Annotated in this window: 17 protein-coding genes and 2 tRNA genes; 3 read left to right on the forward strand and 16 right to left on the reverse strand. The window is 32.9% G+C overall.

All coding sequences use genetic code 11. The annotated features are described in order from the left end of the window. Positions 1–2 precede the first annotated feature (2 nt). Entirely contained in the window at positions 3–344 is a 342-nt protein-coding gene (locus Q4487_RS14370) for an L-rhamnose mutarotase (protein WP_303544927.1), read from the forward strand. A 139-nt stretch (positions 345–483) separates the two neighbouring features. On the opposite strand, the gene Q4487_RS14375 is transcribed toward Q4487_RS14370, so the two are convergent. The 12 genes from Q4487_RS14375 to Q4487_RS14430 all read right to left on the reverse strand — a co-directional run bounded on the left by Q4487_RS14375 (position 484) and on the right by Q4487_RS14430 (position 13,977). Then, positions 484–1,497, reverse strand: a complete 1,014-nt coding sequence (locus Q4487_RS14375) for an L-rhamnose/proton symporter RhaT (protein WP_100895238.1) — start codon at positions 1,495–1,497, stop codon at positions 484–486. 34 nt (positions 1,498–1,531) lie between these two features. After that, a complete protein-coding gene (locus tag Q4487_RS14380) occupies positions 1,532–2,569 on the reverse strand; it encodes an aldose epimerase family protein (protein ID WP_303544934.1) in 1,038 nt (345 codons plus the stop codon). Positions 2,570–2,579: 10 nt separating this feature from the next. Continuing rightward, complete coding sequence (locus Q4487_RS14385) at positions 2,580–3,671, reverse strand: mandelate racemase/muconate lactonizing enzyme family protein (protein ID WP_303544937.1); 1,092 nt, start codon at positions 3,669–3,671, stop codon at positions 2,580–2,582. Between the two features lie 21 nt (positions 3,672–3,692). Beyond that, positions 3,693–5,147, reverse strand: coding sequence for an aldehyde dehydrogenase (gene aldA / locus Q4487_RS14390; protein WP_100895241.1), 1,455 nt, complete (start codon positions 5,145–5,147; stop codon positions 3,693–3,695). 11 nt (positions 5,148–5,158) lie between these two features. Then, entirely contained in the window at positions 5,159–6,562 is a 1,404-nt protein-coding gene (locus Q4487_RS14395) for a sulfatase (protein ID WP_303544942.1), read from the reverse strand. A 20-nt stretch (positions 6,563–6,582) separates the two neighbouring features. Next, positions 6,583–7,353: an SDR family oxidoreductase gene (locus Q4487_RS14400; protein WP_303544945.1), complete on the reverse strand. Its 771-nt coding sequence runs from the start codon at positions 7,351–7,353 to the stop codon at positions 6,583–6,585. Positions 7,354–7,369: 16 nt separating this feature from the next. Next, a complete protein-coding gene (locus Q4487_RS14405) occupies positions 7,370–8,386 on the reverse strand; it encodes a zinc-binding dehydrogenase (protein WP_100895244.1) in 1,017 nt (338 codons plus the stop codon). A gap of 195 nt (positions 8,387–8,581) precedes the next feature. Continuing rightward, positions 8,582–9,373, reverse strand: a complete 792-nt coding sequence (locus tag Q4487_RS14410) for an IclR family transcriptional regulator (RefSeq protein ID WP_303544949.1) — start codon at positions 9,371–9,373, stop codon at positions 8,582–8,584. A 113-nt stretch (positions 9,374–9,486) separates the two neighbouring features. Further along, positions 9,487–10,713, reverse strand: coding sequence for a family 43 glycosylhydrolase (locus Q4487_RS14415; RefSeq protein ID WP_303544952.1), 1,227 nt, complete (start codon positions 10,711–10,713; stop codon positions 9,487–9,489). A 4-nt stretch (positions 10,714–10,717) separates the two neighbouring features. Next, on the reverse strand, positions 10,718–13,249 hold the full coding sequence (locus Q4487_RS14420) for a glycoside hydrolase family 2 TIM barrel-domain containing protein (protein ID WP_303544955.1): 2,532 nt from the start codon (positions 13,247–13,249) through the stop codon (positions 10,718–10,720). A gap of 385 nt (positions 13,250–13,634) precedes the next feature. After that, a tRNA-Lys gene (locus Q4487_RS14425) sits at positions 13,635–13,707 on the reverse strand. Between the two features lie 197 nt (positions 13,708–13,904). Beyond that, positions 13,905–13,977, reverse strand: a tRNA-Lys gene (locus tag Q4487_RS14430). Between the two features lie 140 nt (positions 13,978–14,117). Between Q4487_RS14430 and Q4487_RS14435 the strand changes: the two genes are divergently transcribed. After that, on the forward strand, positions 14,118–14,633 hold the full coding sequence (locus Q4487_RS14435; protein ID WP_303545589.1) for a shikimate kinase: 516 nt from the start codon (positions 14,118–14,120) through the stop codon (positions 14,631–14,633). On the opposite strand, the gene Q4487_RS14440 is transcribed toward Q4487_RS14435, so the two are convergent. Next, positions 14,625–15,122, reverse strand: a complete 498-nt coding sequence (locus Q4487_RS14440) for a phosphoribosyltransferase family protein (protein WP_303545591.1) — start codon at positions 15,120–15,122, stop codon at positions 14,625–14,627. The genes Q4487_RS14435 and Q4487_RS14440 overlap by 9 nt on opposite strands. Before the next feature lie 48 nt (positions 15,123–15,170). After that, entirely contained in the window at positions 15,171–15,554 is a 384-nt protein-coding gene (locus Q4487_RS14445; protein ID WP_100895250.1) for an RNA-binding S4 domain-containing protein, read from the reverse strand. A 78-nt stretch (positions 15,555–15,632) separates the two neighbouring features. Here Q4487_RS14445 and Q4487_RS14450 point away from each other — a divergent pair, with 78 nt between their 5' ends. Beyond that, entirely contained in the window at positions 15,633–16,589 is a 957-nt protein-coding gene (locus Q4487_RS14450) for an FKBP-type peptidyl-prolyl cis-trans isomerase (protein ID WP_100895251.1), read from the forward strand. 103 nt (positions 16,590–16,692) lie between these two features. Here Q4487_RS14450 and Q4487_RS14455 read toward each other — a convergent pair whose 3' ends face one another. Both Q4487_RS14455 and Q4487_RS14460 read right to left on the reverse strand, forming a co-directional pair. After that, a complete protein-coding gene (locus Q4487_RS14455) occupies positions 16,693–17,277 on the reverse strand; it encodes a porin family protein (protein ID WP_303545594.1) in 585 nt (194 codons plus the stop codon). Positions 17,278–17,382: 105 nt separating this feature from the next. Then, complete coding sequence (locus Q4487_RS14460) at positions 17,383–18,336, reverse strand: transketolase family protein (protein ID WP_100895253.1); 954 nt, start codon at positions 18,334–18,336, stop codon at positions 17,383–17,385. Positions 18,337–18,338: the final 2 nt, after the last annotated feature.

Raw genomic sequence — 18,338 nt, forward strand, 5'->3', positions numbered from 1 at the left:
TAATGAGTACCAAAAGATATTGCTATTCTTGCGACTTAAAAGACGACTCTAAACTTATAGAAGAGTATAAAGCCTACCACGCAGCAGGTAAAGCTTGGCCAGAAATTACTAAGAGTATAAAAGATGCTGGTATTGTAGATATGCAAATTTACCTAACAGGTAATAGAATGTTTATGATAATGGAGGTAGACGCAACTTTTAATGCTAATAAAAAGGCAAAAATGGATGCAGAAAACCCCAAAGTACAAGAGTGGGAAAACTTAATGTGGAAGTACCAACAAGAATTACCATGGGCAAAAGATGGTGAAAAGTGGATTGCTTTAGAGAAGATATTTCAATTATAAAAAGTTAGTTTTTTTTAGTTCTTTTTGTTTAAGTTTAGGCTGTTTTTATTAACAGTCTAAACTTTTTACAGTTAAAAGGCCTGCTTAAAAAAGCAGGCCTTCCTTACAAATAAAACTAAACTAACTACAAGTTTTGGTTTTAAACTATACTGTTGCTATAAGCAACTATTACAATACCAATTACCATACAACTAAGTCCTAGGTATAAAAAGTTTCTTGCTTTTTTAGATGCGTTAATCCACTCTTTGGTTATTATACCACTTAAAATTGCTGTTACCACACATGAAGTATTAAAAATTGCGTAACCAACAGTGTTACCCGAAGCTCCTAATTTATAAGCTGCAAATGCAAATAGGGCAGAAGCGGCATAGTGAAAAAATGCCATTACTAATATTAATACAAAGTTTTTACTAAAAGCAGGCGTTTTAAAATCTTTCCAAGCTTTTTTACTGTTTAATTGCCATAGAAAATAGGCAGTCATTACAATACCACCACTAATAAAAATAGGAAACATAACAGCAACAGCAGTAATCCACTCAGCATTTCCTGCAGCTTGGCTAGCCTCGTGTAAGTAAGGTCTTCCTGCTGCATTAGCATAACTAAAGCCAGTAGCTAACAAACCGCCAACTACAGCAATTAAAATACCAGTGGCCATAGAACCTTTTTTTAAAGTATCATCTTTTGTGTTTTTTTCTACTTTTTCTCGTATAAAACCAGCTTTTCCGTTAGCAAATATGCCTATTAAAACAACAAACAAACCAATCAAAATTATTGATAGTTTATTAGTAGGGGGTAAGCCATCTTCAATAAAAGGTAATACAGAACCTACTAAAATTATGGTTCCAATAAATAAAGAAAACCCTAAAGACAAACCAATGTGATTAATAGCCTTGCTCCACATCATAACTCCAACTCCCCAAAGAAAACTTGTAAGTCCCATTTTTATCCATATATCTGTTGGCATATTTCCAAAAATATCACCAAACCCTTTTATTAAAGTTATTGATGCAATTATTGGAACAACAAACATTGTTAATAGAAAAAATAAGCTCCAAGTATTCTCATATTTAAAATCTTTGGTAAATTTTTCTGGTAAGGCATATAGGCCCAACATTAATCCTGCAAAAATTGCTAGTAATACTCCTTCTGTCATAGTTTGGTTGTTTTTTTGAGTGAATTAGTTATTGTTAAAATGAAAATTTAAAGACGGTTGTGCTCTTAAAATTTTCACCAGCTTTTGTGATAGATTTTGGTGAGTTTTTAATATTTGGTCCGTTAGGATATCTATGAGTTTCACAACAAAAACCTCTGTATTTGCCGTATTTAAGTCCGTTTTCTCGTTTTAAATTATTGGCAGTGTATTTACCTGTGTATAAAAGCATACAAGGCTCTGTAGTAAAAACATCTAAACTTAATTGCTCATTTTCATTGGCTACTGTTGCTACTTTAGTTACTGTTTCTCCAGTATTATCAAAAACATAAAAATGTTCAAAACCATCATTCATTGCATTGTGTGCGTCTGCAATTTTTTTTGGATTTCTTAAATCATCTACTGCATTAGAAACATCTACTATTTCTCCTGTTGCCGCACCAGTATTATCTAATTTTAAACGTTTATTTGTAAATACTTGAGCTGTATGGTTCTCTATAGATGTGTTAAAGCCAGACAAGTTAAAATAGGTGTGGTTTGTTAATGATAATGGTGTATCTGCGTCTGTAATGGCATTATAATTAATAGTAAGTTCATTATTCTCTGTTAATGAGAAAGTTACAGATACAGTAACATTTCCAGGAAAACCTTCTTCTAAATCTTTACTTATTAAAGTTAGTTTTACTAAGTTTTCATTGGTACTATCTAGACTCCATAATCTTTTGTCAAAACCCACTGTACCTCCGTGTAAATTATTAGGGCCGCAATTTTTCTCTAATTGATATTGTTTACCGTTTAAAGTAAAATTAGCATCTTTAATTTGTGAGCAATACCTACCTACGGTACTTCCAAAGTAAGGAGCATTTTCTTTATAGTCATCAGAGAAATAACCATCTAAAGTATCAAAGCCACAAGCAATTTCTACTAGGTCTCCTTTTTTATTAGGTATTTGTATAGACGTAATTGTTGCTCCGTAATTGGTTATTTTTACCACCATTCCGTTTGCATTTTTTAAAGTATATAAATCTACTTTTTTATCATCTATAAGTCCAAAATTGCTTTGTATTGGTTTCATACTATTTTTTTTATTGTTGATAAGGAGCTAGTTTTTCCCAGTTAAATACTACGCCTGTTCCTGCTTCGTTTGGAGCCACAGCTCTATGATTTTTTACAACAAGTGGTCTAGTTGTGTATTCATCTATAGGAAAACTATGTACTTCTAACCAACCTGCGTTAGGTTGGGCAGAAACTAAACTTACGTGCAGTTCTTGCATACCATGTGAACAAGCAGGAACTCCTTGTTTATCTGCTAAACGAGCAGCTTTTAACCAGCCTGTAATACCACCACAGTTAGATGCATCTGGTTGTATAAAAGAAAGCTTTGCTTGCTCAAAAGCATACTCAAACTCATGTATAGTGTGCAGGTTTTCTCCCATAGCTAAAGGAAATCCAGTTTTATCAACTATTTCTCCAAACCCTTTGTAATCATCAGGAATAATAGGTTCTTCAAACCAAGTAATATCGTATTGCTTAAAACCTTCAATAGCTTTTATAGCCTTTTCTATAGACATAGAATAATTGGCATCTACCATAAAAGTAACGTCTGGCCCAATAAATTCTCTAACAGCTTTTATTCGTTCTAAATCTTCATCTAAATTTTCTCTTCCTATTTTAATCTTAACAGCATTAAATCCGTTTGCTAAATAGGTTTTCATGTTATTAAGAAGCTTTTCTATTGGAAATTGTAAATCTATTCCGCCACAATAAGCTTTACATGTGTTATCTGTACCGCCAGCCATTTTCCATAGAGGAAGATTGGCTTTTTTACATTTAATATCCCAAAGAGCTATATCTATAGTAGAAATTGCAAATGATGCAATGCCACCACGACCAACGTAGTGAATGTGCCACTCCATAAAATCGTATATACCATCTATATCTGTACCATCTTTACCAATTAAAACAGAGGCAAAGTCATATTCTATCATTGCTTTAATTGCGTGTCCGCCTTTACCACCAGTATAAGTATAACCAGTTCCTTGGCTGCCATCTTCTAAAGTAATAGTAGTAGTTACTAACTCAAAATGTGTGTGGTCACCGTGTTTGGCATCGTTTAAAACCTCTGGCAACGGAACTTTAAATAGTTTAGCAACTACACTTTTAATTTTTGTACTCATTTTAAATATATAAAGTTGCTATTATGCTTTGTGTTTAATGTAAAAAGTCTTTTTCTCCATATACTGTTCAAAACCATATTTACCATCTTCGCCACCAGAACCAGAAAGTTTGTAACCATTATGAAAACCCTGGTGTTGTTCTCCGTGACCACGATTTACATAAATTTCTCCATATTCTAGTTCATCATTACATTTCATAATGGTATTCATATCATTAGTAAAAACCATTGCAGCAAGTCCGTATTCACAGTCATTTGCATAGCCAATAACTTCATCAAAAGTTTTAAACTTTAAAACAGGTAAAATAGGACCAAAAGATTCTTCATGAACAATAGTCATATCTTGTGTTACGTTGGTTAAAACAGTAGGCTCAAACCAGTATCCTTTTTCAAATTCTGCTCCTTCTGGTCTTTTACCACCAGTAGCTATAGTTGCACCTTCTTTTACACTAACAGCAACTAAATGCTCCATATGTTTTAACTCGGCAGCATTTACTTTAGGACCCATATCTGTATTCTCTAACATAGGATTGCCAACTTTTAATGCCTTAGTTTTTGTTATAAATTTTTCCATAAAAACATCATAAATATCTTCATGCAAATACATACGTTCATTACAGGTACAAACTTGTCCGCAATTATCAAATCTAGAATGTAAAGCAGCGTCTACAGCAGCATCAATATCAGCATCTTTAAAAACTATAAAAGGAGCTTTACCACCAAGCTCTAATTGAACGTGAGTTAAGTTATTGGCTGCATTTTTTGCTATTTGCTGACCAACAGGTGTAGAACCTGTCATTGTTACCATTTTTGTAATAGGACTTTCTACCAATGCGTTACCCATAGCTCTGCCAGGACCAGTAATAATGTTTATAACACCAGCAGGTATCCCCACTTTATTTGCTAAGTTTCCTAACTCTAGTGTTGCTAATGGTGTTTCTGATGTAGGCTTAATAACAATACTGTTACCAGCAACTAAAGCCGGACCTAGTTTACGGCCAGCCAAAGCCAAAGGAAAATTCCAAGCTGTAATTGCAACAACAACACCACGAGGAACTTTTTGAATCCAAATTTGTTCATTAGGATTGTCAGAAGGGATAATATCACCTTCAATTCTACGTGCACCCTCACAGGCATATCTAATAAATGAAGCAGTAACAGCAACCTCAAAACGGGCAACCTTTAAAAGTTTCCCTTGCTCTTTAGTTAATAGTTGAGCCAAATGTTCTGTATTTGCATCAATTTCATCTGCCAATTTATATAACATATCTGCTCTAGAACGGGCAGGTAATTTTTTCCATTCCTTTTGGGCTTTGTCTGCAGCTTTTAATGCATCTAAAGCTTCTTCAGCTGTTCCGTTTTGCACATTTGCTACCACTTCTTCTGTAGATGGGTTTACAATGGCTATGGTTTCTCCAGATGTAGATTTTACCCACTCTCCGTTAATAAATAACTTGTATTCTTTAGTTGATGACATAGTATTTGGTGTTATTTTTTTGTGTTCGTTTTTTTATAAGCATCCATACGCTCGGCAGCGTGGCCTTCAAACTCTCTTCTTAATTGCCAAAGAGGTCTTTCTAGGCTTAGTTCCCAAGCAAATAGTTGCTTGTATAATTTTTTAACTTTTTTAGGATATTGTGTTGCTAAATTGTTTGTCTCAGAGACATCTTCTTGTAAGTTGTACAGCTCTGCAGGCCTATCTGGAAATCGTATTAGTTTCCAATCCATATTCCTAATTGCTCCTCTGTTTTCTTTTTTCCAGAAAAGAACTTTATGCGGTCTTTCTTTATCTTCTCCTTTTAGATAAGGTATTAGATCTACACCGTCTAATTTTTTTAAGCTTGATGGTTCTCCGTTTGCAGCATTCAAAAATGTAGGAAAAAGATCTAAGGTGCTAATTGGGTAGTTGTATGTTGTATTTTTCTTTAGTTGACTAGGCCATGACATTAAAAAGGGAACTCTAATACCACCTTCTAAATGGTTAGCTTTTGTGCCACTAAGCGGGCTATTATTAGATTGGTTTGAGTCTGATGGTCCTCCGTTATCATTGGTAAATACAACCAATGTATTATTAGCTAATCCTTGCTTTTTTAACTCATTTAAAACAGTCCCAATAGCTCTGTCCATTGCTAAAGTCATTGCAGCTAATGTTTTTCTTTTTCCGGTAAGATTTGGAAATTTCTCTAAATCTTGTTTTGTTGCCTGCATTGGAGTGTGTACAGCATTAAAAGATAAATAGATGAAGAAGGGGTCTTGCTTGTTTTTTTTAATGAATGATATTGCTTCTTTAGCCAATTCATCTGTTAAATAGCCATTATGTTCTAAAAAGTTTCCAAACCCTCTTTCTAATCTGTCTTCATTTTTAGTTAGTACATTATTTTCGTTATAGGGTAGGTAGCTACGAGCACCTCCTCTAAAACCATAAAATGTATCAAAACCACGTTTTGAAGGGTGAAAACGGTCTGCGTTACCCATATGCCATTTTCCAAATAAGGCAGTGGTATAACCTTGTTTTTTTAAGTAATCTGCAATAGTAAGTTGGTTTGTAGGCAGCCCCATATTATCACCTGTTAAACCAGAATAGCTCATGTAACCGGGTACGTTATTTTCTTCAAAACCAAATTTTTGTTGGTATTGACCTGTTAACATACCGGCTCTAGACGGTCCACAAACAGCTGCACTTACGTAAGCTTGTGTAAATTTTACACTCTTTTTAGCAAGTTTATCTAGTTCTGGAGTTTTAAATTCAGTACTACCTTGAAAACCAAAATCTGCATAACCAGCATCATCAGATAGTATAAAAACAATATTAGGTTTTTGCTGGCCAAATAGTAAACTCACCTCTAAAAGGACACAAAAAAGAACTGCTATTTTTATATTTTGATGATGCATTGTTATACTATATAAATTAATTATCTACCCATCCATCCGCCATCTACTAAGACGATAGAACCACTCATATAATTTGCAGCTTCAGATGCTAAAAAGACCACAGGACCAGCAAAATCTTCTGGTTTACCCCATCTTCCTGCAGGTATTCTTGCTAAAATAGATTCTGCTCTTTCTGGATTATTACGTAAAGCTTCAGTATTATCTGTGGCAATGTAACCAGGAGCAATGGCGTTTACATTTACGCCTTTACCAGCCCATTCATTAGCAAATGCCATAGTTAACTGTCCAATAGCGCCTTTACTAGCAGCATAGCCAGGAACTGTAATACCACCTTGGTATGTTAATAATGAAGCTGTAAAAACAATTTTTCCGTTACCTCTAGCAACCATTTCTTTACCAATTTCTCTAGTAAGTATAAATTGTGCATTTTGGTTAACTTCAATTACTTTATCCCACATTTCATCTGGATGCTCTACGGCCGGAGCTCTTAAAATTGTACCAGCATTGTTTATTAGAATATCTATTTGTGGATGATCTTTTTTTACCTGATTTATAAATGTGTATAATGCTTTTCTATCAGAGAAATCGCATTGGTATGCGCTAAACTTTTTGCCTTTAGCTTCTACTTCTTTAGCCACGCTACTGCCCGTTAACTCTAAACTTGCCGAAACACCAATAATGTTTGCGCCAGCTTCTGCTAATCCAATAGCCATAGCTTTACCAATTCCTCTTTTACAACCTGTAACTAAAGCTGTTTTACCTTCTAATTTAAATGTATCTAAAACACTCATTTTCTTATTTCTTAAATTATAAACTACAATCCATTAATACTTTCATCCCAGAAGGATTTTTATCTATATTTTCAAATACATCCTGAATTTTACTTAATGGCTGTACGTCTGTAATCATTGCCTCAAAAGGCAGTTTGTTTTCTGTTATTAATGCAATAGATTTTTCATAATCTTCTTTCTCGTAAACTCTAGCTCCAATTAAGCTTAGTTCTTTCCAGAAAAATTTAAAAAGATCTACAGGCTTTTTATCTCCGTGTATAGCAACCATTAAAATTCTACCTCTAATACCAGCAACCTCGCACATAATATCTAAAGCAGGTTGTACACCAGCTACTTCAAAAACTACGTCTGCTCTTTTATCATCAGTTTTGCTTTTAACGTATTCTACTAAATCAACCTCAGTAGGGTTTACGGCATCAAAACCTAGGTCTTTAGCCATCTTAATTCTGGTAGGGTTAACTTCAGAAATTATTACTTGTGCACCAACTTCTTTAGCAACCATAGCAACCAACATACCTATTGGTCCACCTCCTAAAACAACAGCAGTTTCACCTTTTATAAGTCCGCTTCTACGTACATCATGTGTTGCTACAGATAGTGGTTCAATTAAAGCAGCTAGTTTTAAATCTGTTTCTGGTTTTAATTTATGAAGTACAAATGTGGGAACATTCCAATACTGTTGCATAGATCCAGGACTGTCTATACCTATAAATTTTAAATCTTCACAGATGTGGTTAAATCCCTTATCAGAAGCTTTAACTTTTCTGTCATCTAAAGGCCTAACAACAATTTTTTCCCCTACTTTGTAATCGGTTACATTTTTACCAACAGCATCAATAACGCCAGACATTTCATGACCAATTGTTTGTGGTATTGAAACTCTTTTATCCATCATACCGTGGTAAATGTGCACGTCGGTACCGCAAACACCAGAGTAGGCTACTTTAATACGTACTTCATCTTCAGTAGGTTCTTCAATTTTTTTATCAATTATGGCAAAAGTTTTATTGCCCTTGTATTGTGTTGCTATCATTTATTTAAGTTTCAAATAGTAAACTAGTTTCATATTTGAAACAAAGATACATTTTTTTATAAGATATAAACTATCTATATAAACTTAAATTAAGTGTAATGTGTTAAAATATAGTAGTGTAGGGGTAAACCCTTTATTAAATAAGGGCTTGTAGATTATGTGTGTAATTTATGTATTGTATTATAAAGCTTGCTTTTACTGAGAAATAAAACCAAGTTTTACAGAAATATCTAAGGCATATTTTGCTACAATTTGCCCTTTTTTATGAAAATCTTCATGAGGTAATCTACCATGTGGAGCTGTTATCCAAAGCGCAGCTACTGGGTAACCAGACTCATTAAATATTGGTGCGCCTATACAGTGTATACCTTGTATATCTTCACCATTATCTATAGCATAACCATTTTGTTTTACCAATGCTAATGTTTCTTTAAACTCCTTTTTAGATGTAATGGTGTTTTTTGTGTACTTAGTAAGTGTTGTTTTTTTTAAAATTTTATCTGATTCTTCTTTGGGTAAAAAAGCTAAAATACATTTACCTCCAACCGAGCTATGCAGGTTAAATTGCGTGCCAGGTTCTACAAATAATTTAACAGGATATGAAGATGAAACTTGTTCTAAAATTGTTCCTTTGGTGTCTAACAGAACCCCTAGCATTACAGATTCTTTTAGCTCGTCTCTTAAGGCTCGCATAACATCTATAGACATCTCTACAATGCTCTGTTCGTTCATTGCAGATATGCCTAGAGTAAGCATTTTTCTGGATAAAGTTATTTTTTTTGTAGTCTCGTTTTTCTGAAGATAATTTTTAAAAATAAGTGTGCTTACTACTCTAAAGGCAGTAGTTTTTGTTAAAGCAAGAGCTTCTGTAATTTCTGCAAGAGTTAAACCATCTTTTTTTGTAGCTAATATTTCTATAGCCAATAATCCTTTTTCTAAATTAGGAACATTGTATTCTGATTTTAAATCTACTTTAAGTTTGCTCATAAGACATCTACTTATATACCGTAAAATTACTACTATTTATTCAACTACAAATAGAATAAAAAAAAGGAACAATGTATAACTGTTCCTTTTTAGTGTTTAGTTTATAGTATTACCTATTTGGATTTTACACCTTTTGCTTTGTGCGAAGTTTTTTTAGCAGAGGTAAAGCTCATTATACTTTGGTAGTCACCACTGTTGTAAATGTGAGTTAATCCCCAGCGTAAAATTTCAGTAGGATCTTTTTCTGTGTCTGCAGATCTGTTTAAACCTATTGCATGTGCTGGTACGCCAGGAATAACAGATTTAATTTCAAAATTAATACCATCTGGAGCCCATTGTATAGTGTTTTTCTCCGGACCATCTGTAGTAATTAATGATGCAATACCACCATTATATGGCCAAACACAAATTTCATGCCCACTATTACTTATTGGGTTATATGGCGATTTTACATAAGGACCTAAAGGGTTGTCTGCAATAGCAACTCCATGGCGTATTTGTCTACCGCCAAATGTAATTTTTTCGCCCATTTGTTCTCCTTTGTAATACAAGTAAAATTTACCTTTGTATGGTAAAATACAAGGGTCATGTACTTTATGACTGTCAAAGTCACCTTTTTTCTCTACTGCAAAACGGTCTTGCTCTTCACCTTTCCAAATACCGTTGTCTGCTGGGCTAAGAATAGGTTCTTTGCTTTTTGTCCATGGTCCATTAGGAGAATCTGACCAAGCCAAGCCAACTTGGTTTTTTACACGTACATTGTATGGTGATTTTACAGTTTGATAGCATAGATAATATTTGCCTTCATATTTCATTATTTCTACAGTAAAAACAGATCTATCATCATAAGCACCTTTTTCTCCTCTTGCTACAGCAACACCTTCTTCTTTCCAAGTTTCACCATCTTCAGACGTAGCGTACCAAATATCACACCTATCCCAAGGAAAAACTTTTTCATTTTCTATATCACCACCAAAACCCTGAGACGGGCCTAAACTTTTACTGTACCAAACGTAATATTTACCATTTTCTTTAATAATTGCACTAGGATCTCTACGTACAACACCTTCTTCATAAGCTAAATCTCCTTTTAAAGGTTTTAAGTTAGAAAACTGTATAAACCAATTGTTACCCAAATCTGCTGGCCACTGTAATGCCCTTTTGGTAGCGCTGCTTAGTGAATCCGGGTTTGTAATACCTAATTCATCAATTTGCTCTGGAGTAATTTTTGTTTTAGATTCCTTTGCAACACTGCTATTGTTTGTGTTGGTATTGTTTTTACATGCTGTAATTAAAAGTAAATAAGTAAATGCACATAATAATATTTTATTTCTGTTCATAGTATTAATTGTTGTTTGGTTCTATAGTAATTTTTATTTCGTTGCTATTTATTGTGTCAGAGTTTGCTTTAATTGTAATTGGGTTTGTCTTGTCTTTTAAAGACTGAATAATTAAAAGAGCTTTTCCTCTATAGGTTTTAATTTTATTATTTTTAAAATACTGTGTATTGGTTATACTACCATTATCTACACCAAGTAATATGGCATCACCAATAATTTTAAAATCTATAGTCTTGTCTTCTGATTTTATAGGGTTTCCGTCTTTATCTTCAATTTGCGCAACAATGTGTGCAACACTATAACCGTCTGCTGTTAATATCTCTTTGTCTGCAGTTAGTTTAATTGTAGTAGGCTCAGATGTTGTAATTATTTTGGTTTCTACTTTTTTGTCACCTTTTAAGCCTACTGCTTTTAAAGTACCTTTTTTAAAAGGAACAGCCCATTTGTATATATGATCTTCAAAATCACTTAGTTTTTTTATTCCTAATGATTTGTCATTCAAATAAAGCTCAACCTCTTCACAGTTAGAGTATACTTCTATAACAGTAGTTTCATTTTCTTTATAGTTCCAGTGTTCATTTACGTTATGCCATTGCCATAAAGCAGTTTTCCATTTGCCTTCTTTTTTTTCTACAGGATTGCTGTTGGCATCTAGTTTGTAAATAGATTTATCTAAAATTTGAGAAGTAATGTAAATATTTGGTTTGTTATTCCATAGTGTATTAAACATATGGTATGATGGTTTTTTAAAGCCAGCTAAATCTAACAGACCACTAGAGGTACCTTTTTTTGGCCAGCCTTTGTTAGATTCCCCCATATAATCTATACCTGTCCATAAAAATGTACCAGAGATAAAAGGTCTTTCCATTACAGCTTTCCATTCATGCCATTGCCCTAAATTTTCTGTTCCCATAACAGGTAAATTAGGATAGTTTTTGTGTCCGTAATCATATATTACTCTACGGTAACTAAAGCCAATAATATCTAAAGCATCTGCATAACCAGACTCATAACTAGAAGAAGGTAAAATGCTGTTTGCAATTACATATCTAGTAGTATCTAACTCTTTAGTCCATTTTGCTAGTTTTTTGGCTGTTTCACCAATATCATATTTAGCTTTAGGTAGGGTGTTTAATTTTTCTTTTATGGTGTTAATATCGTTAGGTGGTAGTGACCAAAAATAGTTTCCACTCCAATCCATATTATTAAAAAAGCCTGTAGATTCTGCATTTCTTGGATATGTCCATTCAATTTCATTTCCTATACTCCATTGAAAAATTGATGGATGATTTCTGTGTGATAAAACTGTGTTTTTTAAATCTTTTTCTGCCCATTCTTGAAAATGTTCTACATAGCCTCTTGTAATATAGTCAACACTTTTTTCGTTCATATTTTTTCTCTTGTCCTTTGGGTTGTCCCATTCATCAAAAAATTCATCTTGTACAAGAAATCCCATTTCATCGCATAAATCTAAAAACTCATTAGAAGCAGGGTTGTGAGATATTCTAATAGCATTACAACCTATATCTTTTAATGCTTGCAATCTTCTTTTCCAAACTCCTTTTGGTACAGCCGCACCAACAAGCCCAGCATCATGGTGTAAACAAACACCTTTAATTTTTCTGTTTTTTCCGTTTAAATAAAAGCCTGTATCAGCATCAAACTTTATACTGCGTATTCCAAATTTTGTTTTTTGAGTGTCAATTACATCATCATCTAACTTAATTGTAGTAATTGCAGTATATAGAGTAGGGTTGTTGGTATCCCATAACTTAGGGTTGTCAACAGTAATAGCAGTTATGTCTTTTAATAATGCATTTTTAGCTACAGATATTTTTTTGGTGTCTGTATTTACAACTATATCATTTTTGTCATAAATAGTTGTGGTTAGCTCTGCTGTTTTTGTAGTGTTGTATTTGTTATTTATAGTTGTTTGTATGTTAACAGTAGCTAGTTCTCTAGTTATGCTAGGTGTTGTAATAAAAGATCCCCAAATAGGAATATGTAACTTGTTTTTGGTTATAAACTTCACATTTCTGTATATTCCAGAGCCAGTATACCATCTACTATCTGCGTATCTAGTCCTATCTACTTTTACGTTTATAGTATTTTCTTTTCCATTTTCTTTTAGAGCATCAGTAATATCATAATAAAAGGGAGAGTAACCATAGGGGTGAAAACCTAACTTGGTGTTGTTTAATGTAATAGTTGCATTGTTATACACACCGTCAAAAACAATATATGCTACTTGGTTGCTATTTAAATTTGCAGTAAATTTTTTCTCATAATATCCAATTCCACCCAATAAATAACCTGTAGCGCCTTCACCTTTTATAGAGTCAAATTTATTAGAAATACTCCAATCGTGTGGTAATCTTATTTTTTGCCAATCGTTATCTTTAATGCCTGAGACAGAATCTTCAAGTTTAAAATTCCAATCAAAATTAAAGTCGTTTTTTGGAACTACAGTTTCTTGTGTACTACAGCTAATTGCTGTAATTAAGAATAGAGTAATAATAGCTATTTTGTATTTCATTTTACAATTGTTTGTATTCTAAAACTTTTAGGTGTTATGGTAAGGCTATACTTGTGTCAATTCTTAAATAAAAATGTATAGTCAATAATGCAAATATGTATATATATTGATACTAAAATATATATAAGGACTAGACAATAACTGAACAACACACAATACGTTCTATCTTTTTAAACATTTGGACTAGACATTAATTTAACAACTTAAAAAATGAAGACTTTAAGTAGAAAATATTTTTTTTACAGTAAAATAACAGAAGCTTAAAATATAGAGTAAAAGAGGTGTGTTATATCTTGGGAAGCAAATGGTAGAAAAAAAATTGTAATAAAATAAAAAAAACCTTGCAGAAAAAATCTGCAAGGTTTAAAATAAAGATTTCTCTTTGTGACCGGGCTGGGGCTCGAACCCAGGACCCTCTCCTTAAAAGGGAGATGCTCTACCAACTGAGCTACCAGGTCATTATTCCAGCGAAGCAGCATATTGCTGTTTGCGGGTGCAAATATATAACCTTTATTTTATTCTGCAAGGGTTTTTCTTGTATAAAAACATTTAAAATATAATAAAATTTGTAACCCCTTAACAAATAATAAATTAAAATAAATAATATTAAAAATAAAGCATAAAAAAAACCGAAAGTATAAACTTTCGGTTTTTGTGACCGGGCTGGGGCTCGAACCCAGGACCCTCTCCTTAAAAGGGAGATGCTCTACCAACTGAGCTACCAGGTCATTATTCCAGCGAAGCAGCATATTGCTGTTTGCGGGTGCAAATATATGACCTTTATTTAATTTCACAAGGACTTTTTTAAATTTTATTCTATTTTTTTTATTTCGATATAAAATAGATCATCTTTGTATAAAAAAGATACATGCAGATAGTACTTATTGGTTATATGGGGAGTGGAAAATCTACAATAGGGAAGGAGCTTTCCAAACGTTTGAAAATCAATTTTTTGGATTTAGATTCTTATATAGAACAAAAATATGAAATGACTATTTCTGAGCTTTTCACTGCTAAAGGAGAAATATTTTTTAGGAAAGCAGAAATAGTATGTTTGAATGAGATTTTTGCCTCAAAAGAAGATTTTGTACTTTCTACAGGAGGAGGAACTCCTTGTTATGGAGATAACATTAAAGTAATGACTAGTAATACCAATAATGTATTTTATTTAAACGTACCTATCCCAGAATTAATAAAAAGGTTAGTAAAAGAAAAAGAACAAAGACCGTTGATAGCTAATGTCCCAGAAAACGAGTTACCAGAGTTTATAGGAACGCACTTGTTTGAGCGTAGTTACTTTTACACAAAAGCACACCATACTATTTTAGTACAGCAGAAAGAGGCGTTAAAAGTAGTAGATGAAATTGTAGAGAAACTAGTTTAAGTAAACAGCATCATCATTATCTTTAAATTCTACTTCTATATGTTCTTGTAACGATGTAGATAAAGAAATTCCTTTGTAGTCTGCCTTTACAGGATATTTTTTGTGATTTCTATTTACTAAAACTCCTGTTTTAAGCTGGCGTAATGGTACTTTTAAAAAATGAAAAACACCATAAATTAATGTGGTTCCAGAGTTTAGTACATCATCTATTAAAACAACAGATTTGTTTGTGTATTCTTCTTTTGTGATAGATGTAGTGACACCACTTTCTAATGGGTTTTTTTTGTTCATTTTTACAGTGCAAAGCGTAATTTTTGCAGTTGTAATATCTTCTAAAACAGCACTAAGTTTTTTTGCAAATTTAAGTCCGCCACCTTCTATACCGGCAATTATAATCTCTGTCTCTTCAACATTAGCTTCGTATATTTGGTAAGCTATACGCTTTATTTTATGCTGAATTTGGTTGTGAGATAATATTTTGTTCTGCATTTGTGCTCTAGTTTTATATAGTCAAAGATAGTAAACACTTTTTAAGTGTTATTCTTCTTCTGTAGAATTTGTGGTCGTATAATCGTCTATTTCTCTACGGTCTTTTTTGGTAGGTCTTCCAGTTCCCTTTTTTCTGTAATAATCCTTAGAGTATTTTAGTAAGTCAGAGTGCTCAAAAGCTTCTTTAGGTGTAGTATCTTTTCTGTACATATCTACTAATTTTGCTCCAACTCTGTTTGGCGGCACATCTAAAATAGTAAACTGGTAATTAATTTGGTTTTTGCGTACTGTTATTTTATCCATAGGAAAAACATCTCTAGACGGTTTAACTACTTTATCATTTACTTTAATATGTCCTTTTTTACAGGCCTCAGTAGCAATATTTCTTGTTTTAAAATAGCGTGTGCACCATAAATATTTGTCTATCCTCATATTAACTCTAAATTCTTTGTTAACTACTTCTGCAAAAATAGGGGAAAATTGTATCTTGCGACTCATAAATTAGAATAGATGAAATTTAAGAACATATTTTTAGTTGCGTTACTTGTCGTAATACTTTGGGCTTGTAATAGCGATGATAATGGTTTTACAATAGAGCCTCCAAAAGCATTAAGTGAAATAGTAGACCAAGATAAAGACTCTATAGTTAAATACTTGGAAACACACTTTTACAACTATGAAGAATTTCAAAGTCCACCAGCAGATTTTGATTATAAAATTGTTTTAGGTAAAATTGAAGGGGATAATGCAGATAAAACTCCGTTAATAGATATGATGACGGCTGTTAAAACAACGGTGCGCTCTGAAGAAAGAGGTATAAATGATGATAAAGAGGTAGAGCATACCTTTTATTATTTAGTTGCTAGGGAAGGAATAGGGCAAACAGCACAGACTGCAGATTCTACCTATATACATTATGAAGGTTTATTGTTAGATGATACAGTTTTTGATGCATCTACATCTGCACCTTTGTGGTTGGGTTATACTAATAGAATTAGAGGAATTTCTGAAGCTGTACAGTTCTTAAAAGCGGGTAAAGTATTAACAAATGATGATATAAATGATGATGGAACATTTGAAGTAAGTGATTATGGGGTAGGTATGATAATTTTTCCTTCGGCACTTGGTTATTACAACAGTGCTCAGCCATCTATACCTGAATATAGTCCTTTGATTTTTAAAATTGATTTAATAGCCGTAAATAAAGCAGATCATGATAATGACGGTGTACCATCATATTTAGAAGATTTAAATGGAAATGGTTATTTATATGATGATAATACAGATTTAAAATCAGAAAACAGTTCAACATCAATAGCAACAACACCAGACTTTTTAGATACAGATGATGATAATGATGGTATATTAACTAGAGATGAAATTAGTGATGAAGATGGTAATATTATTTTACCTTACCCAGATACTGATGGTGATGGTGTGCCAAACTATTTGGATCCAAATAACTAATAGTATTAACACTATTTATATAGTTAAAAATTAAAAAGCCCTAGAAATTAATTTCTAGGGCTTTTTTTAGTTCTTATCTCAACTTAATAATTATACATTAAATTTATAGTTTTAAAGATAAACTTAATATAAGTTGATCTGGTCTGGTGTCTATTCTGTCTTTTTGTACAGATGTGATATCAGCATTAATAATGTCAACTTCATTGTCGCTAAAGCCTCTTTCATACCTAATATCAACTCCTAATTTACCTAAGTTAACACCTACGCCTACGTTAAGACCTACGGTAAAGTCGTTCTCTACATCGCCAATAGTTATACCATCATAATCTGTACCTAAAATATACTGAAAAGCAGGACCTGCAAATACGTTTACAGGACCAATAACTTTTGCGCCAACTAAAACTGGTAAATCTAGTTTTTGCATTTTAAAATCTTCAGCATACCCAGATTTTAAAGATGTGTACACTAATTCTGGTCTTAAATACAAGTTGCCACCAGTTTGTGCAAAAATACCAAAGTGAAAACCTACATTTTTGTCAGGATCATTGTATGCATCTTTTGCAGAGTCATAATAATCTCCGTTACCACCATAGTTTAAACCTCCTTTAATACCAAAACTTGCATCAGTTTGGGCAAAAGTTGTTAAACTTGCCAAAGCCATTGTAATTACTAAAAGTGTTTTTTTCATTTTAAAAGTGTTTTAAACAAAAAGAGAGCGACTGTAAAAAAACAATCACTCTCAATATGTTATTAATTAATATGTAAGTTAAGTATCAAAAACGATACCATTTCCTTACTTGCGTTCTATAACTTTTAAAACGGCTTTTTCTATAGCTTTATTGTCTAAACCGTATTTTTCCATTAATTGTGCAGGAGTACCACTTTCTCCAAAAGTATCGTTAGTACCAATAAACTCTTGCGGAGTTGGTTGGCTAGTTGCTAAAACACGAGCAACACTTTCTCCTAAACCACCTAAAACATTATGTTCTTCTGCAGTTACAATACAACCTGTTTTTTTAACAGAGTTAATAATTGCGTTAGCATCTAAAGGTTTTATTGTGTGCATATTTATAACTTCTGCAGAAATACCTTGGCTTTCTAAGTTTTCGGCAGCCACTAGAGCTTCCCAAACTAAGTGGCCTGTAGCAACAATAGTAACATCTGTACCTTCTGTTAAGTGTAAAGCTTTACCTATTTCAAATTTTTGATCTACAGGAGTAAAGTTAGCTACTTTTGGTCTTCCAAAACGTAAATAAACTGGGCCTTCATATTCTGCAATTGCAATGGTTGCTGCCTTTGTTTGGTTATAATCACAAGGGTTAATAACTACCATTCCTGGTAACATTTTCATTAATCCTATGTCTTCTAATATTTGGTGTGTAGCACCATCTTCACCTAGAGTAACACCGGCGTGAGAAGCACAAACTTTTACATTTTTACCAGAATAAGCTATAGATTGGCGTATTTGGTCATAAACTCTTCCTGTAGAAAAGTTTGCAAAAGTACCTGTAAAAGGTATTTTACCTCCAATAGTTAAACCTGCAGCAATACCCATCATATTAGCTTCAGCAATACCTATTTGAAAGAATCTCTCTGGATTTTCTTCTATAAATTTATCCATTTTAAGAGAACCAATTAAATCTGCACATAATGCAACAACATTAGGATTTGTTCTTCCTAATTCTGCTAAACCTGCACCAAAACCACTTCTAGTATCGTTTTTTCCTTGATCTATGTATTTTTTCATAT

This window comes from Cellulophaga sp. 3_MG-2023 (assembly GCF_030546975.1).
In the GTDB taxonomy this organism is placed as follows: Bacteria; Bacteroidota; Bacteroidia; order Flavobacteriales; family Flavobacteriaceae; genus Cellulophaga.

What these genes read in the sequence shown, in the direction of transcription:
- Q4487_RS14370 (WP_303544927.1), top strand. Translation starts at nt 3, where the DNA reads ATGAGTACCAAAAGATATTGCTATTCTTGCGACTTAAAAGACGACTCT.
- Q4487_RS14375 (WP_100895238.1), bottom strand. Translation starts at nt 1,497, where the DNA reads ATGACAGAAGGAGTATTACTAGCAATTTTTGCAGGATTAATGTTGGGC.
- Q4487_RS14380 (WP_303544934.1), bottom strand. Translation starts at nt 2,569, where the DNA reads ATGAAACCAATACAAAGCAATTTTGGACTTATAGATGATAAAAAAGTA.
- Q4487_RS14385 (WP_303544937.1), bottom strand. Translation starts at nt 3,671, where the DNA reads ATGAGTACAAAAATTAAAAGTGTAGTTGCTAAACTATTTAAAGTTCCG.
- aldA (WP_100895241.1), bottom strand. Translation starts at nt 5,147, where the DNA reads ATGTCATCAACTAAAGAATACAAGTTATTTATTAACGGAGAGTGGGTA.
- Q4487_RS14395 (WP_303544942.1), bottom strand. Translation starts at nt 6,562, where the DNA reads ATGCATCATCAAAATATAAAAATAGCAGTTCTTTTTTGTGTCCTTTTA.
- Q4487_RS14400 (WP_303544945.1), bottom strand. Translation starts at nt 7,353, where the DNA reads ATGAGTGTTTTAGATACATTTAAATTAGAAGGTAAAACAGCTTTAGTT.
- Q4487_RS14405 (WP_100895244.1), bottom strand. Translation starts at nt 8,386, where the DNA reads ATGATAGCAACACAATACAAGGGCAATAAAACTTTTGCCATAATTGAT.
- Q4487_RS14410 (WP_303544949.1), bottom strand. Translation starts at nt 9,373, where the DNA reads ATGAGCAAACTTAAAGTAGATTTAAAATCAGAATACAATGTTCCTAAT.
- Q4487_RS14415 (WP_303544952.1), bottom strand. Translation starts at nt 10,713, where the DNA reads ATGAACAGAAATAAAATATTATTATGTGCATTTACTTATTTACTTTTA.
- Q4487_RS14420 (WP_303544955.1), bottom strand. Translation starts at nt 13,249, where the DNA reads ATGAAATACAAAATAGCTATTATTACTCTATTCTTAATTACAGCAATT.
- Q4487_RS14435 (WP_303545589.1), top strand. Translation starts at nt 14,118, where the DNA reads ATGCAGATAGTACTTATTGGTTATATGGGGAGTGGAAAATCTACAATA.
- Q4487_RS14440 (WP_303545591.1), bottom strand. Translation starts at nt 15,122, where the DNA reads ATGCAGAACAAAATATTATCTCACAACCAAATTCAGCATAAAATAAAG.
- Q4487_RS14445 (WP_100895250.1), bottom strand. Translation starts at nt 15,554, where the DNA reads ATGAGGATAGACAAATATTTATGGTGCACACGCTATTTTAAAACAAGA.
- Q4487_RS14450 (WP_100895251.1), top strand. Translation starts at nt 15,633, where the DNA reads ATGAAATTTAAGAACATATTTTTAGTTGCGTTACTTGTCGTAATACTT.
- Q4487_RS14455 (WP_303545594.1), bottom strand. Translation starts at nt 17,277, where the DNA reads ATGAAAAAAACACTTTTAGTAATTACAATGGCTTTGGCAAGTTTAACA.
- Q4487_RS14460 (WP_100895253.1), bottom strand. Translation starts at nt 18,336, where the DNA reads ATGAAAAAATACATAGATCAAGGAAAAAACGATACTAGAAGTGGTTTT.